The 14,121-nt window shown below is 64.0% G+C and carries 17 protein-coding genes; 11 read left to right on the top strand and 6 right to left on the bottom strand.

Annotated elements, in window-relative coordinates:
• Positions 1 to 70: 70 nt before the first annotated feature.
• From HFP57_RS15410 to HFP57_RS15380, 7 genes are all read left to right on the top strand, one after another.
• Complete coding sequence (locus tag HFP57_RS15410; protein WP_176870612.1) at positions 71 to 589, top strand: DNA-deoxyinosine glycosylase; 519 nt, start codon at positions 71 to 73, stop codon at positions 587 to 589.
• A 46-nt stretch (positions 590 to 635) separates the two neighbouring features.
• Positions 636 to 1,304: a toll/interleukin-1 receptor domain-containing protein gene (locus HFP57_RS15405; RefSeq protein ID WP_176870611.1), complete on the top strand. Its 669-nt coding sequence runs from the start codon at positions 636 to 638 to the stop codon at positions 1,302 to 1,304.
• Positions 1,301 to 1,996: a hypothetical protein gene (locus HFP57_RS15400; RefSeq protein WP_176870610.1), complete on the top strand. Its 696-nt coding sequence runs from the start codon at positions 1,301 to 1,303 to the stop codon at positions 1,994 to 1,996. Before HFP57_RS15405 ends, HFP57_RS15400 begins: the two co-directional genes overlap by 4 nt.
• A 91-nt stretch (positions 1,997 to 2,087) precedes the next feature.
• Positions 2,088 to 2,537: a hypothetical protein gene (locus HFP57_RS15395; protein WP_176870609.1), complete on the top strand. Its 450-nt coding sequence runs from the start codon at positions 2,088 to 2,090 to the stop codon at positions 2,535 to 2,537.
• 116 nt (positions 2,538 to 2,653) lie between these two features.
• Positions 2,654 to 3,337, top strand: coding sequence for a hypothetical protein (locus HFP57_RS15390; RefSeq protein ID WP_176870608.1), 684 nt, complete (start codon positions 2,654 to 2,656; stop codon positions 3,335 to 3,337).
• Between the two features lie 33 nt (positions 3,338 to 3,370).
• Positions 3,371 to 5,575 carry a phosphoribosylformylglycinamidine synthase subunit PurL gene (gene purL, locus HFP57_RS15385; protein ID WP_176870607.1) on the top strand — a complete coding sequence of 735 codons (2,205 nt, stop codon included), beginning with the start codon at positions 3,371 to 3,373 and terminating at the stop codon, positions 5,573 to 5,575.
• A 17-nt stretch (positions 5,576 to 5,592) separates the two neighbouring features.
• On the top strand, positions 5,593 to 5,931 hold the full coding sequence (locus tag HFP57_RS15380; protein ID WP_176870606.1) for a DUF6122 family protein: 339 nt from the start codon (positions 5,593 to 5,595) through the stop codon (positions 5,929 to 5,931).
• A 214-nt stretch (positions 5,932 to 6,145) separates the two neighbouring features.
• Here HFP57_RS15380 and HFP57_RS15375 read toward each other — a convergent pair whose 3' ends face one another.
• Positions 6,146 to 6,943: a Coq4 family protein gene (locus tag HFP57_RS15375; protein ID WP_246263196.1), complete on the bottom strand. Its 798-nt coding sequence runs from the start codon at positions 6,941 to 6,943 to the stop codon at positions 6,146 to 6,148.
• A gap of 114 nt (positions 6,944 to 7,057) precedes the next feature.
• On the opposite strand from HFP57_RS15375, the gene HFP57_RS15370 reads away from it, so the two are divergent.
• From HFP57_RS15370 to bfr, 4 genes are all read left to right on the top strand, one after another.
• Positions 7,058 to 7,732: a nitroreductase family protein gene (locus tag HFP57_RS15370; RefSeq protein ID WP_176870604.1), complete on the top strand. Its 675-nt coding sequence runs from the start codon at positions 7,058 to 7,060 to the stop codon at positions 7,730 to 7,732.
• Between the two features lie 29 nt (positions 7,733 to 7,761).
• Positions 7,762 to 9,009: a DUF418 domain-containing protein gene (locus HFP57_RS15365; RefSeq protein WP_246263195.1), complete on the top strand. Its 1,248-nt coding sequence runs from the start codon at positions 7,762 to 7,764 to the stop codon at positions 9,007 to 9,009.
• 56 nt (positions 9,010 to 9,065) lie between these two features.
• Entirely contained in the window at positions 9,066 to 9,236 is a 171-nt protein-coding gene (locus HFP57_RS15360; RefSeq protein WP_176870603.1) for a (2Fe-2S)-binding protein, read from the top strand.
• Between the two features lie 97 nt (positions 9,237 to 9,333).
• Complete coding sequence (bfr, locus tag HFP57_RS15355) at positions 9,334 to 9,816, top strand: bacterioferritin (protein ID WP_176870602.1); 483 nt, start codon at positions 9,334 to 9,336, stop codon at positions 9,814 to 9,816.
• 9 nt (positions 9,817 to 9,825) lie between these two features.
• Here bfr and HFP57_RS15350 read toward each other — a convergent pair whose 3' ends face one another.
• From HFP57_RS15350 to HFP57_RS15330, 5 genes are all read right to left on the bottom strand, one after another.
• Positions 9,826 to 10,260: an Hpt domain-containing protein gene (locus tag HFP57_RS15350; RefSeq protein ID WP_176870601.1), complete on the bottom strand. Its 435-nt coding sequence runs from the start codon at positions 10,258 to 10,260 to the stop codon at positions 9,826 to 9,828.
• A gap of 123 nt (positions 10,261 to 10,383) precedes the next feature.
• Positions 10,384 to 10,611, bottom strand: a complete 228-nt coding sequence (locus tag HFP57_RS15345) for a sulfurtransferase TusA family protein (RefSeq protein WP_176870600.1) — start codon at positions 10,609 to 10,611, stop codon at positions 10,384 to 10,386.
• A complete protein-coding gene (gene der / locus HFP57_RS15340; protein ID WP_176870599.1) occupies positions 10,598 to 11,956 on the bottom strand; it encodes a ribosome biogenesis GTPase Der in 1,359 nt (452 codons plus the stop codon). Before der ends, HFP57_RS15345 begins: the two co-directional genes overlap by 14 nt.
• A 23-nt stretch (positions 11,957 to 11,979) precedes the next feature.
• On the bottom strand, positions 11,980 to 13,296 hold the full coding sequence (locus tag HFP57_RS15335; protein WP_176870598.1) for an outer membrane protein assembly factor BamB family protein: 1,317 nt from the start codon (positions 13,294 to 13,296) through the stop codon (positions 11,980 to 11,982).
• Complete coding sequence (locus HFP57_RS15330; RefSeq protein WP_176870597.1) at positions 13,293 to 14,051, bottom strand: tetratricopeptide repeat protein; 759 nt, start codon at positions 14,049 to 14,051, stop codon at positions 13,293 to 13,295. The genes HFP57_RS15335 and HFP57_RS15330 overlap by 4 nt, the downstream gene beginning before the upstream one ends.
• Positions 14,052 to 14,121: the final 70 nt, after the last annotated feature.

The raw sequence follows: 14,121 nt of genomic DNA, 5'->3' as shown, positions 1-14,121 counted from the left end.
CAATCTTGGCTTGGGCGGCGGATAGCCGGGACTTTGCGGATACGGCCCGCCGCGCCTATCGATGCGAGGCATGACGCGCAAAGCCTCCTTCCCCCCGGTGGTGGACGAGCATGTCCGCCTGCTGATCCTCGGCAGCCTGCCGGGCGAGGAATCGCTTCGCCAGACGCAATATTACGCGCACCCGCAGAATCGCTTCTGGGAGCTGCTCGGCGGCGCGATCGGCATCGAATTGCGGCCACTTGCCTATCCCGACCGTCTCGCGGCGCTGCTGCGCCACCGCATCGGGCTCTGGGACGTCATCGCCGATGCGCGCCGGACGGGCAGTCTCGACAGCGCGATTCGCGATACGCGGGAAAACGACCTCGCCGATCTGGCCGGATCGCTGCCGGCACTCGAAGCGATCGCCTTCAATGGCAAAAAGGCGTCTGCAACCGGCCGGAAACGGCTGGGTGAGGGCGGCGCGCGATATCGGCTGATCGACCTTCCCTCGTCGAGCCCGGCCTATGCCGCGATGCCCTTCGCGGAAAAGCTTTCGCACTGGGCTGTGATCGGCAGCATAGCGGGACCGGCCGAAAGGGCCGAAAACTGACGGCCTAACGAGATGGGTGCATGATGCGCATCCATGGAGAACGGCCATGACCGACGTCTTTATTTCCTATGCCCGCAAGAACCGGGAGCGCGTCCGGACGATCGCCGAAGGACTGACCGATCACGGCTATAGCCTGTGGTGGGACACCGCCCTCAAGGCGAGCGACAATTATGCGATCAAGATCGAAAAGGCGCTCGACGCGACGAGGAGCGTCGTCGTCTGCTGGTCCCAGCAGGCCAAGGAATCGCTGTGGGTCCGCGCCGAAGCGACCGAGGCGCTCGACAACGACAAGCTGATCCAGCTCAAGCTCGACGAGAGCCGGATGCCGCTGCCTTTCAACGTGCTCAACATGATCGCGTTCGACGGCTGGAACGGCGAACGCACGGCACCCGAATGGACCGAATTGGAACGCGCGGTCGGCGAGAAGGCCGGGCGCCATAGCGGCGGCACGGGTGGCGAAACGGAACTGACGCGCGAGGCGCCGCCCGAACTGAAACAGCGGCTGCAGGGCCTTGGCCCCGTCGCGACGATCGGCTTCGGACTGGTCGTGCTGACCGTGCTGATCTCGACCATGACGGTCATGCTCGGCGAGGATCTCGTCGAACTCGGCCTCTATCGCAGCCTGAGCCTTGCCGGCTTCGGCGCCGCCTGTCTCGGCGCCCTGCTGGTTTTCTGGCGCTTCACGCGCACCGCAATCGCAACGAGGCGATCATGACCGATACCCGCACGCATCAGATGGGCCCCAATGTCCGTCGATTCGTCCGCAGCGCCTGGCTGCTGCTCTTCGCCCAGTTCATCGCGGCGATCTTCGCCATCGGGGCAACCGGATGGGCGGCATTCTACGTCGCCGACCTGCGCGCCGAACGCGACGCCCTGCGCACCCAGATCGAGGAATTTACCGGGGGCGACGTCGCCGACCCTGTCTATCGCGACCCGCCGGCGGATATCGTCGAAACCGTCGATGAAGAAGCGGTCTTCGAGGAGCCTGACGATACCGTGGAAGAACCGCCCGTGGCTCCCCTGCCGACGCGCCGCCCAGCAACGGACCGCACACCGGGGGCCACGGTCCAGCGCCCGCTGGCGACGACTAGCCGCCGCGTACCGGTCCGCCCCGAACGACCCGAGGCCGAGCAGCCGGCGCCGGCGACCCAGGCTCCGCCGCGCCGCAACCGCGCCTATCCCGGCGGACTGCCGGGCGATGGCGGCGGCAATGCCGAACCGCCCTTCGTTCCCGGACGCTATTTCCCCGAAGCGCCCGGCGGACGCGTGCCCGCAATTCCCGATGTCGACCTGGACGGGCTAGTCGGCCGTCCGGATCGCCGCGATCCCGTGCAGCGGCCCAATGACCCCGTCACCGACCCGATCAACCGGGGCAATCAGAACCCGAATATCCAGCGCATAAGATAACGACGTTCGTCGAAGCGGGCGGCGCGATCATGGAATTGTCATAAAAACATAGTTGACGAAACATGCTGCAATAGCGAAAAGCCGCGCCACTATGCAAAAAATCAAAACTCCCCTCGCGGTCGCACCGCTCGCCGCCATTTTCGCTCTCGCTGCCTGCAGCGAATCTGAACCCGACGTCGTTGGCGGCATGGCCGATCCCAATGCCGGCGAGATCGAGGAACTCGATCCCGCCGAGCTGCCGCCGATGCGGACGCGCGAAGCCAGCTTCCGCTGCGCCGACAACAGCGTCGTCTATGTCAGCTTCTACACCAATGACAGCCAGGTCGGCGTCGCCATGGAGCAGGACGCCATCCAGACGATCCTGCCGAACGAAGCGCTGGCCGCAGCTGACGAAGCCACCGAAGGCGACGCCGAAGCGCCGGCCGAACAGGACGGCACGCCGCGCTATTCGGGCGAAGGCTATACGCTGGTCGGCAACAGCGATGCGTCGAGCATCCAGTTTGCGCGCCCCGGCGGCGGCCTGCAGCGCTGCAGCAGCTAAGCAGCTTTCCATCCATCCCAAAGGGGCCGGCGGCACAGAAGCCGCCGGCCCCTTTTTTATTACCCGGTCTGCGCTATGACAGGATATCGGGCACATAATGGGGGGATCGGGTTGACATGTTCATAGGCCATTTCGCCCCCGCGCTCGTCGCCGCTGCGCATCCCAAGGCGCCCAATCTCGGCCTGTTGTTCGTCGGCGCGCAGCTTGTCGATTTCGGCTTCTTCGCCTTCGTGCTTGCCGGGATCGAGCATTTGCGGATCGTGCCGGGCATCACGGCCATGAACCCGCTCGATCTCTATCACATGCCCTATACGCACAGCCTGGCGGGCAGTCTGGTATGGGGCGCGGCATTCGCGCTCCTCATCTATGCGCTGACGAGGAATGCGACGGGCGCCTGGATCGGCGGCGGGGTCGTCGTCAGCCACTGGCTGCTCGACCTGCTCGTCCATCGGCCCGACCTGACGCTCGCCGGTAGTCCGCCCATGCTCGGTTTCGGCCTTTGGGATTATCCGGCGATCGCGATGCCGCTCGAGATTCTCGTGATCGGCGGCGCGATCCTCTTCTATCTTTCGCGAACCCGGGCGAAGGAGGAGCGCGGGCATCTCCCGCTGATACTGCTTGTCATACTGCTCGCCGCCTTTCAGGCCATCGACTGGTTCGGCTCGCCGCCGGAAGCGTTCGATCCGAGCATCGCGGTCATGGCGCTGCTCTCCTATTCGCTCGCCGCGCTCGCTGCCTGGTGGCTCGGTCGCAGCCGCGAACCGCGCAAAGATGCCCAGCAAAGCGCCGCAACACTCTAGCGGGATCGCGCGGCCGCCGCTAAGGCGCTTCGCATGTCCGACACTGCCCCAGAATCGCACCAGGCAATCACGCCCGAAATCGTCGCCGAGCACGGGCTCAACGACGAAGAATATCAGCGCATCCTGGCCGCCCTCGACCGCGAGCCCAATCTCGTCGAGTTGGGCATTTTCTCGGTCATGTGGTCCGAGCATTGCAGCTATAAAAGCTCGCGCCGCCATTTGAAGAAACTGCCGACCGAAGGCCCGCAGGTGATCTGCGGACCCGGCGAAAATGCCGGCGTGATCGATATCGGCCCCGGCCCCGAAGGAAAGCCGCAGGCGGCGATCTTCAAGATGGAGAGCCACAACCATCCGAGCTTCATCGAACCCTATCAGGGTGCGGCGACGGGCGTGGGTGGCATCCTCCGCGACGTATTCACCATGGGCGCGCGGCCGGTCGCGAACATGAACGCGCTGCGTTTCGGGCGACCCGATCATCCGAAAACACGCCATCTGGTGTCAGGCGTGGTCGCGGGCATTGGCGGCTATGGCAATTGCGTCGGCGTGCCGACGGTGGGTGGCGAGGTGAATTTCCATTCGGCTTATGACACCAATATCCTCGTCAATGCGATGACGGTGGGCGTCGCCGATGCCGACAAGATCTTCTATTCGGCCGCCTCGGGTGTCGGCAATCCGATCGTCTATGTCGGCTCCAAGACGGGCCGCGACGGGATCCATGGCGCGACGATGGCGAGCGCGGAATTCGGCGAGGACAGCGAGGAAAAGCGCCCGACCGTCCAGGTCGGCGACCCCTTCACCGAAAAGCTGCTGATCGAAGCCTGTCTCGAACTGATGGCCTCGGACGCAATCGTGGCGATCCAGGACATGGGCGCGGCCGGGCTGACCTCGTCCAGCGTCGAGATGGCAACCAATGGCGAGGTCGGCATCATACTCGACATGGACAAGGTGCCGTGCCGCGAGGACGGCATGACGCCCTATGAGATGATGCTCTCGGAGAGCCAGGAGCGCATGCTCATGGTGCTGAAGCCGGGCCGCGAAGACATGGCCCGTGCGATCTTCGAAAAATGGGAACTGGATTTCGCGGTAATCGGAGAGGTTACCGATACGCGGCACATGGTACTGACCTTCCAGGGCGAGACGGTCTGCGATATTCCGCTCGGGCCCCTCGCCGCCGATGCGCCCAATTACGATCGCCCGCACGTCCCGACACCCAGGCCAGAACCACTGACCGATATTCCGGAGAGCACGGATATCGGCGCGGACCTGCTGAAGCTCATGGCTTGTCCCGACCTCGCTTCGCGCCGCTGGGTCTGGGAGCAGTATGACCATATGGTGATGGCCGACACCGTCCAGCGCCCGGGCGGCGATGCGGCAGTGGTGCGCGTCCACGGCACCAAAAAGGGTCTGGCGATCAGCACCGACTGCACGCCGCGCTATTGCAAGGCCGATCCGGTCGAGGGCGGCAAACAGGCCATCGCCGAATGCTATCGCAACCTCACCGCGGTCGGCGCCAAACCGCTGGCGACGACCGACTGCATGAATTTCGGCAACCCGGAAAAGCCCGAAATCATGGGGCAATTCGTCGGCTGTATCGAAGGCATGGCCGAAGCCTGCGCCGCGCTCGATATGCCGATCGTGAGCGGCAATGTGTCACTCTACAATGAGACCACCGGCGCGGACGGCAAGGCGACGCCCGTGTTGCCGACGCCGGCTATCGGCGGGGTCGGGCTGCTCGACGATATCGAGAGGATGGCGACGATCGGGTTCAAGGAAGAGGGCGAATGCCTGGCCGTGATCGGCGCCAACTATCCGGAAATCGGACAATCGCTCTGGCTACGGGAGATTTACGGCCGCGAGGACGGACCGCCGCCGCGCGTCGATTTGAAGGACGAAAAACTCCATGGCGATATCGTCCGTCGGCTGATTGGCGATGGCGCGGTGACCGCCGTTCACGACATTTCCGATGGCGGCCTGCTCGTCGCGGTAGCGGAAATGGCACTGGCGGGCAATCTGGGCGTCGAACTCGATGCAATGGACTCGGCCTTCGCCTTCAACGAGACACAAGCACGCTATCTCGTGACCTATCGCGCCGACGCGCCGCTCGATCGAAACGCGGTTCCTTTCGAGAAAATCGGAACCGTCGGCGGGAACGCCATTCGCGTGAACGGAGCGCGCATCTCTCTCGCCGAGTTGCGCGAAGCCAATGAGAGCTTCTTTCCCGATCTGATGGACCGTTAGCGAGCGTTCAGCTCGGCATGCCTCCATCGATCGATCTTCTCCAACCGCTGCTCCATTTCAGCGGGCATGCGATTGCCCCCTTTATCCTCGGCTGGATGCTCTGGCGCGAAAATTGGTGGCGGGCCGGGCTGATCATGGCGGCGACGGTCCTCATCGACGTCGATCATCTGCTCGCCGATCCGATCTACGACCCTAACCGGTGCAGTATCGGTTTCCATCCGCTGCATACGGTCTGGGCGGCGCTCGCCTATCTCGCTTTGCTGGCCCTACCGAACTGGAAGATACGCGCCGTGGCGGTCGGCTGCCTGCTCCACCTCGCCACCGATGGCGGCGATTGCGTGATGCAGCACTATTAAGCCGTACCGACATTCAGCCTGACGCAGAAGCACTGAAATCCTCCCCTATAAGGGGAGGGGGACCGCGAAGCGGTGGAGGGGTGTAACCGCTCGCCGCGTGCGTTTTGCCGGCGGTGATACCCCTCCGTCAGCCCTGCGGGCCGCCACCTCCCCTTAAAGGGGAGGATTTCCGTGAAAATTCATGCCGCTAGATGTTGGCACGGCCTAGTTTCGGCTATGCGGGCTGCGCGACCTCGGCGTCATCCTGCGCCGCATTCCTGCCCAGTATGTCGTACGGATCGCGGCCCTCTTCGCGCAGGATGCGATGCGCCTCGTGATAGTAATGCGGCGTGCCGATACCGAGCCGCTCGCGCGCCGCGTCCAGCGGTTCGGCGAGAAGATCGGTGATCGGCATTTCCCACACCCGAGGGCCAGCCTTGCCGTGCCGTTTTGCTTCGTTGATCGCGCGGTAGATCGGCGCCTTGGTCCGGGTCACCTTCTTCATGTTGAAGCCGCCCGCATAGGCGATGAACAGATGGGCGAGCGACGGATCCTGGCCATAGGTAAAAGCCAACACGCATTGTTCACCCAGACTGTCGCGGCCATAGCCGGTGAGCACATGAAGCAGATCGTGCGTGTCCCGGTTCCGGTTGCCATACCATTGGATCAGGTCGTTGTAGCGCGGCTTGCCCATCTTCTCGCCTTCGGCAACGAGGCCGGCGGCGGTCAGCCCCTCTTTCTCCATGAAATCGCAATAGGCATGGGCGACGCTTCCTTCAGGCATCGCGCGCAGCCGGTCATGATCGTCGAGAATAGCGGGCAGATAGGGTTCGCGCGCATAGATGGCCCGGCCCCGTTCGCTGGTTCCGAAACGCAGGGCGTCGTCGCGAAAGGATTGGCGGGGCAGCGCCTCGAAAATCCAGAAGACCTGTTCGGTGTCTTCCTTGTCTTTCAGAAGTTCGCGGAAATGATGCAGGGCCTTAAGCGGCCGCTTGCGGAGCTTGGGGCGATCGGGATGCACGGCTATCGGCATCTCGGAATTCTGTGGGACGCTCGCCATGACCAAGAAACTGCTACCTGCTGACATTCATGTCAATAGCAGGCGATCCCCTATGCGCCTCCCGAACGAACGGCTAAGGCGCGCGGTATGACCGATCATGACACCGTCCCCTATACCGATCTGCCCGACTATTCCGACATGGAACGGATCGAACGGGCCAGGGCTTTCTACCAGGCGATCAAGACGCGGCGGACGTGCCGGCAGTTCAGCGATGCGCCGGTCCCCCGCGACGTGATCGAACAGGCGATCCTCGCGGCGGGCTCCGCGCCCAACGGTGCCAACCACCAGCCCTGGCATTTCGCGGTTATTTCTTCGCCGGACAAGAAAAAGGCCGTGCGCGAGGCTGCCGAGGCGGAGGAGAAGAATTTTTACGAAAACAAGGCGAGTGACGAGTGGCTCGACGCCCTCGCCCCGCTCGGCACGGACGAGGTCAAACCGTATCTCGAAATCGCGCCCTGGCTGATCGTGATCTTCGGGCAACGGCGCGGCGGGCCGAACCCGGGCGACGACAAGCAGAATTACTATGTCACGGAATCGGTCGGCATAGCGACCGGCTTCCTGATCGCCGCGCTCCACGATGCGGGCCTCGCCACGCTGACCCATACGCCCAACCCGATGAAGTTCCTCAACCAAGTGTGCGAACGGCCGGCCAACGAAAAGCCGATGATGATCGTCGTCGCGGGAAAGCCCGCCCCGGATGCAACCGTTCCCGTCCACGCGCTCAACAAGAAGCCCCTCGACGCGATCAGCTCCTGGCTGTAATAGCGCCCTAACACACGAGGGGAGGGAATATGGCGGCACGGGCACCGATGGACAGCCGTTTCGTCAGTCTCGATGTGGTGCGCGGCATCGCGGTCATGGGCATATTGCTCATGAATATCGTCGCCTTCGCCATGCCGATGACGGCCTATTTCACGCCGATCGCCTATGGTGGCGAAAGCCCGGCCGACATCGCGGCCTGGGCGACCAATTTCATTCTGTCGGACGGCAAGATGCGCGGGCTGTTTTCCGTCCTGTTCGGCGCGTCGATGCTGCTTGTCATCCAGCGGGCCGAGGCGAAGGAGCAGAGCCCGGCCCTCACCCATTATTCGCGCATGACCTGGTTGCTCTTCTTCGGCGCGATCCATGCCTATGCGATCTGGCACGGCGACATATTGATGCTCTACGCGGTGATCGGATCGATCGCCTTTTTCTTCCGCAAGATGGAAACCCACAAGCTCGTGGTGCTCGGGCTGATCCTGATCGTTGCGCAGGCGGTGCTTCTCGCCCTTCTCGCCGGATCGATCTGGATGCTGCGCGAAGCGGCCGCAGCGCCTGACGCCGATGCCGAAATCGTCCGGCAATGGCGGGAATTCGCCGCCGAATTCGGCCCCATCCCGCCCGACAAGCTGGCGGAGGATTTCGCGCGATATCGGGGCGACTATGCCGGTATCCTCGCCCATCGGCTGGGGCCGGGCTTCTGGGATCCCATCGTCGCCAATCTTACCGCCGCGCTCGACACGCTGGGTCTGATGCTGCTCGGCATGGCGGGACTCAAAAGCGGTTTCCTGACGGGCAGGTGGGAGCGCGCCGCCTATGCCCACTATGCCCGGGTCGGTTATCTGATCGGGCTTCCGCTGCTCACCGCACTGGCCATCGCCATCACGGCCAGCGGCTTCGAGCCGGCCACCCTGTTTCTCCTCGATTTCGCGGGGCAGGTTCTGGTCAATCCGCCCGTCATTCTCGCCCACGCGGCACTCATCCTCTACTGGGTCAAATCGTCCGCAGGCAGCGCCGTCATGGACCGGGTCGCGGCCACCGGGCGCGCTGCCTTCACCAATTATCTCGGCACCAGCCTGGTCTGCACGACGATCTTCTACGGCTATGGCTTCGGGCTGTATGGGGAACTCAGCCGCGCCGCCCTCTACCTTGTCGTCCTCGGCGTCTGGGCACTGATGCTGCTCTGGTCCAAGCCCTGGCTCGACCGGTTCCGCTACGGTCCGCTCGAATGGCTGTGGCGCAGCCTCGCCCGGCGGGAACTCCAGCCGATCCGCAAATAGGGCCGATCGCTATTTTTACTATTGCGAATTAGTCTCAATAGCCATATCTAATGTGCATGGTTGTCTGCATCTGCAATGCGATTCGGGAGAAAGACCTCCGCGCCGCCGCCCAGAAGGGCGCATCGACACCCTCTTCGGCCTATGCGCAGATGGGATGCAAGGCGCGCTGCGGACAATGCGTATCGTTCGCACGGCAGATCATCCGCTCCGAATCTGCAACTGCTTAGCAGAATCAGCTGAAAAGCTTGGAAAACTGGGGTTTTCGGGCTTCTCCCCCGCCCCTTCTCCGACTATAGTGACCGGATCAAAACAAGGAGATCCGGTATGAAGGGCGACGAGAAGGTCATCGAATTCCTCAACGAAGCGCTGAAGAATGAGCTGACGGCGATCAACCAGTATTTCCTGCATTACCGGATGCTCGACAATTGGGGCATCACGAAGCTCGCCAAGTTCGAATATGAAGAATCGATCGACGAGATGAAGCATGCGGACCAGCTCACGGAACGCATCCTGTTTCTCGACGGACTGCCCAATTTCCAGTTGCTCGGCCGGCTTCGGATCGGCGAAAGCGTGGAGGAGGTCCTCAAGGCGGACCTGGAACTCGAGCATGACGCCATTCCCCTCCTGAAGGACGCCATCGAGCATTGCGAGACGGTACGCGACTATGTCAGCCGCGATCTGCTCGCCAGCATTCTCGACAGCGAGGAAGACCATGTCGACACGCTCGAACAGCAGTTCGACATGATTGAGCGGATGGGGATCGAAAATTACTGCCAGCTCCAGTCGGAACCGGCGGAAGAAGGCTAGTCCGGGCGGTTAAAGCCGGCCGAACTTCTGATTGGCGACTTCCGGCTCCGCCGCCGCGCCGCGGCGCTGCACCAGCGGGTTGGTCGCCTTTTCGAGGCTCGCCATCGTCGCCTCGAACATCGGCCGAAGCCGCGCGGCTTCGGGGACCAGTTCTTCCGGAGTCTGCTGGATCTCGACGAGATGGCGGGCTGTCATCTCGATCTTTTCGGCCAGCGCGCTGAGCGGACGGGCACCGAACTGGAGCGATTCACCCTTGAGCGTATGCGCGGGAACGATCAACGCGACGCTGACCTTGTCGCGCATCGCCTGCTCGATCGTCTCGACCGATTTTATCCCGTCTTCGCTGAAATAGCGCAATATGCGGGCGAAATTCGCGCCCAATTGTTCGCGAACCGTATCAAACTCGGCCCAATCCACCAGTTCCTGATCCTGGAACGACACCATGCGCTCCCTTTCCAATTACCCCTAAAATCCCTTACGCGCGGAGCGTAAACAACTGGTTTACCGGAAACGATAATCGCGCCGGACGTACGGCATTCTGCGGCGAATCGATCCGAAAAAGGCTGTTCAGCGGGAAATTCGCCATCCCTGGCCGATCGGCGTCTCGAGGGCCTCGACACGCCAGCCATGTTCGCCCGCCAGCGCTGCAATTTCGTCGGGCGCGATCGGATCGTCGGCGACGATCACCGCCCCATCCGATTCCCGCATGAACCGGGCGAGACGAAGCGCCGGCCACGGGCATCTGAGGCCCCGCGCGTCGACGTCGACATCGGGCACGGCGCTACTGCCGGTCATCCTTGCCATCCTTGTACGGATTGCGCGGCGACCGCATGGTCAGCCGCACGGGGACAGCGCCGAAACCCAGTTCGTTGCGGATGCCGTTCAGCAGATAGCGCTGATAGCTCATCGGCAGCTGATCGACGCGGGTGCCGAACAGCACGAAGCTCGGCGGCCGGGTCCGCGCCTGGGTCATATAGCGCAGCTTGATGCGCTTGCCCTTGGGAGCGGGCGGCGGATTGCGTTCGATAGCGGCCCGGAACCAGCGATTGAGTTCGCCCGTCGTGACCCGGCGCGACCAGGCATCGCGCGTCGCGAACGCGGCTTCCATCAGCTGATCGATCCCCTTGCCCGTGACGGCCGAGATCGACACCAGCGGAACACCGCGGACCTGCGCCAGACCCTCGCCGAGCGCCGTCTCGATCCCCTCGAACAGCGCCTTCCGATCCTCCGCCACATCCCATTTGTTGACCGCGACGACGAGCGCCCGCCCCTCGTCGATCACATGATCGGCGATCTTGAGGTCCTGGAACTCAAGCCCCTTCGTGGCATCGAGCAGCAGCACGACGACTTCGGCAAAGTCGACCGCGCGCAACCCGTCGGCGACCGAGAGCTTTTCCAGCTTGTCCTGCACCTTGGCGCGCTTGCGCATGCCGGCCGTGTCGATCAGCTCCACCGGCCGCCCCTGCCATTCCCAGGGCACGGCGATCGAATCGCGGGTAATGCCCGCCTCCGGGCCCGTAATCAGGCGGTCATCGCCCAGCATCTTGTTGATCAGGGTCGATTTGCCGGCATTGGGACGGCCAACAATCGCCAGCTTGAGCGGACCGCCCTCGTCCTCGTCCGCTTCCTCCTCGTCCTCGCGCTCGACATGCGGTTGGAGCAGCGCGAAGAGATCGGCCATTCCCTCGCCATGTTCGGCGCTGAACGGCACGGGATCGCCGAGCCCCAGACCATAACTTTCGTACAAGCCCGCCTCGCCGGCCTTACCCTCGGCCTTGTTGCCGACCAGGATGATCGGCGTTTCGGTACCGCGCAGCCAGCGGGCGATTTCCTCGTCGAGCGGGGTTATGCCCGCGCGCGCATCGAACAGGAAGAGCGCCGCATCGGCCTCGGCGACCGCGCGTTCGGTCTGCTGGCGCATCCGGCCCGGCAGGCTCTTCGGGTCCTCGTCCTCATAGCCGGCGGTATCGATGACGCGAAAATCGAGCCCGAACAGATGCGCCTCGCCCTCGCGCCGGTCGCGCGTGACGCCCGGACGATCGTCGACCAGCGCGAGCTTCTTGCCCACGAGCCGGTTGAACAGCGTCGACTTGCCGACATTGGGGCGGCCGATAATCGCGATAACGGGCAGCCGCACCATGGCTTATGTGCCTTTCCTTGCCGCTAGCGCCAGGCGCTCAGCTGGCCCTCGTCGTCGAGCAGATACAGCGTGTTGTTGGCGACGACCGGCGGCAGCTCGACGCCCTCGTCGAGTTCCTCCAGCCGGTTCACGGCGCCGGTCGCCGGATCGAGAAAGGCCAGATGGCCGCGGCTCGATACGAGCACCAGCTGGCCGCCCGCCAGGACGGGACCACGCCAGAAAATCGGGCCCTTGCGGTCTTCCTCGTCGCGATAGCGCCGCAACTGGCTGATCCAGCGGATGCGGCCATTGGCGCGCGCAATCGCCAGAACGCGCGCATCGTCGGTTACCGCGAACATCCAGTCGCCCGCGATCCAGGGGGTCGAGAGACCGCCCGCATTGACTTCCCAGATCCGCTCGCCGGTGATCAGGCGCAGCGCGACCATCCGCCCGCCCTGGCCGACGGCATAGACGAAACCGCTGTCGATGACCGGGCTGGCATCGATATCGGACAGGGTCGAGACCGAGGTCGAGATGCTCGTCCGGTTGAGGCCGTCCTGCCAGACGATCTGGCCGTTCTCGTAGCGATAGGCGATCAGCTCGCCCGAAGAGAACCCGGCGACGAGCGTCCCCTGGGCCGAGGCCGGAGCCGCGACGCCGAAAACTCCGGACACTTCGAGCGTGCCGGACACGCTCCAGCGCGTCTCGCCGTTCGCCGGGTCGAGCGCGAAAATCTGGTTGTCCTGGCTCAGCACATAGACATTGTTGTTGGCGATCGTCGGGGCGCCGCGCAGCGGGCCGCCCGGACGCACCTTCCAGATCTGGGCGCCATTGGCCGCGTTGAGCGCGCCGGCATAGCCGACACCGTTCGTGACATAGACGCGATCGCCCGAGACGCTGACGCCGCCGCCGAACAGTGCGGGTTCGCCCCCGATTTCGGTACCGAACCGCGTCGACCAGACTTCGCCGCCGGTCTCGGCGTCGAAAGCCCGCACCGTCGCATCGGTATCGATCGTAAACACGCGGCCGTTGGCGACGACCGGCGCTGCGGCGAGCCGCGCGCGCGAACCGCCACCGTCGCCGATCGACACCGACCAGGCGCGAACCGGAGTGCGGCTCAACGCAAGATGGCCGACCGATTTGCTCGCGCTGCCGCCGGGCTGGACCCAACCGGCATTGACCGTTGCGGCAGGAAGGACGACCGGGACCGTCGCAATCTGCGGATCGGCCTGGACGTCGTTTTCGGACACGAGGATCGGCGTGCGGTTGCCCACCGTGGGCGTCGCATCGCCGTCGCCGCGAAACAGGCCGCAGCCACTCAGCGCGAGCGCCGCGCAAATGGGGATCAGAATACGCATCATGTACTTGGTTCCTCCGCCGTATCCGCAGCCACCGGCTGGCCGGGTACGGTCTGTTCTTCTTCCAGTTCCACCGGCTCGTCGGGCACGGCATCCACTCCCAATACGCCGGCCATCTGAACCGCACGTGTCCGAAGCGTCTCGGGTACGCTTTCGTCATTGGCGATCTGCGCGAACAGCGCGCCGGCCTGTTCCTCGTTACCCTGCCGCATCATCGCGACCGCGCTCAGCTCGGCAGCGCTGCCGAACCAGGGATTGCCGGGCACCGCAAGGCCCGCCATCCGGTCGATTACCGCCTGGGGCTCCATATCCTCGAACTCGACCGCGGTCTGGCGGATCAGCGCAAGATCGCGAAACTGCTGCGGCAGACCGTCATCGGCGGCGATCGACCCGAAAATCCCGATCGCGGCCGGCTCGTTCTGATTCTGCAGAGCCAGCGCGGCCTGGGTCAGCATCGCTTCGGCGCGAATGATCGGGCGCCGCGACTCCGCAAGCGCCGCGAGCGTCTCGTCCACATCGGCCGTCGTGCCCGCGTTCAGGTCCTCGAGCAGCTGCGCCAGCTGTTCGGTTTCGCTTTCGGCGGCGACCGTCTGCTGGTTCGACCAGTAGAGCCAGCCGCCAAAGGCCGCCAGCCCGACGATCACCAGTCCGGCGATCCACTTGCCCCAGCGCTCCCAGAACTGGACGGCCTGTTCCTTGCGGACCTCCTCGTCCACTTCGCGCATAAAGGCGCTGTTGTCTTGCGGCGCAATCGCCAATTTTCGTCTCCAATTCGTTATGGCGGCGGACCTTAGCGGCGCACTTGGCCAAGGGAAAGTGATTGTGAAC

The organism is Parasphingopyxis algicola (assembly GCF_013378075.1).
Taxonomy (GTDB): Bacteria; Pseudomonadota; Alphaproteobacteria; order Sphingomonadales; family Sphingomonadaceae; genus Parasphingopyxis; species Parasphingopyxis algicola.
Note: the sequence above shows the minus strand (reverse complement) of the source record. Positions and strands in the feature narration are given on the sequence as shown.

What these genes read in the sequence shown, in the direction of transcription:
- HFP57_RS15335 (WP_176870598.1), bottom strand. Translation starts at nt 13,296, where the DNA reads ATGATGCGTATTCTGATCCCCATTTGCGCGGCGCTCGCGCTGAGTGGC.
- purL (WP_176870607.1), top strand. Translation starts at nt 3,371, where the DNA reads ATGTCCGACACTGCCCCAGAATCGCACCAGGCAATCACGCCCGAAATC.
- HFP57_RS15375 (WP_246263196.1), bottom strand. Translation starts at nt 6,943, where the DNA reads ATGCCGATAGCCGTGCATCCCGATCGCCCCAAGCTCCGCAAGCGGCCG.
- HFP57_RS15345 (WP_176870600.1), bottom strand. Translation starts at nt 10,611, where the DNA reads ATGACCGGCAGTAGCGCCGTGCCCGATGTCGACGTCGACGCGCGGGGC.
- HFP57_RS15405 (WP_176870611.1), top strand. Translation starts at nt 636, where the DNA reads ATGACCGACGTCTTTATTTCCTATGCCCGCAAGAACCGGGAGCGCGTC.
- HFP57_RS15370 (WP_176870604.1), top strand. Translation starts at nt 7,058, where the DNA reads ATGACCGATCATGACACCGTCCCCTATACCGATCTGCCCGACTATTCC.
- der (WP_176870599.1), bottom strand. Translation starts at nt 11,956, where the DNA reads ATGGTGCGGCTGCCCGTTATCGCGATTATCGGCCGCCCCAATGTCGGC.
- HFP57_RS15380 (WP_176870606.1), top strand. Translation starts at nt 5,593, where the DNA reads ATGCCTCCATCGATCGATCTTCTCCAACCGCTGCTCCATTTCAGCGGG.
- HFP57_RS15410 (WP_176870612.1), top strand. Translation starts at nt 71, where the DNA reads ATGACGCGCAAAGCCTCCTTCCCCCCGGTGGTGGACGAGCATGTCCGC.
- HFP57_RS15360 (WP_176870603.1), top strand. Translation starts at nt 9,066, where the DNA reads ATGGTTGTCTGCATCTGCAATGCGATTCGGGAGAAAGACCTCCGCGCC.
- HFP57_RS15395 (WP_176870609.1), top strand. Translation starts at nt 2,088, where the DNA reads ATGCAAAAAATCAAAACTCCCCTCGCGGTCGCACCGCTCGCCGCCATT.
- HFP57_RS15390 (WP_176870608.1), top strand. Translation starts at nt 2,654, where the DNA reads ATGTTCATAGGCCATTTCGCCCCCGCGCTCGTCGCCGCTGCGCATCCC.
- HFP57_RS15365 (WP_246263195.1), top strand. Translation starts at nt 7,762, where the DNA reads ATGGCGGCACGGGCACCGATGGACAGCCGTTTCGTCAGTCTCGATGTG.
- HFP57_RS15400 (WP_176870610.1), top strand. Translation starts at nt 1,301, where the DNA reads ATGACCGATACCCGCACGCATCAGATGGGCCCCAATGTCCGTCGATTC.
- HFP57_RS15350 (WP_176870601.1), bottom strand. Translation starts at nt 10,260, where the DNA reads ATGGTGTCGTTCCAGGATCAGGAACTGGTGGATTGGGCCGAGTTTGAT.
- bfr (WP_176870602.1), top strand. Translation starts at nt 9,334, where the DNA reads ATGAAGGGCGACGAGAAGGTCATCGAATTCCTCAACGAAGCGCTGAAG.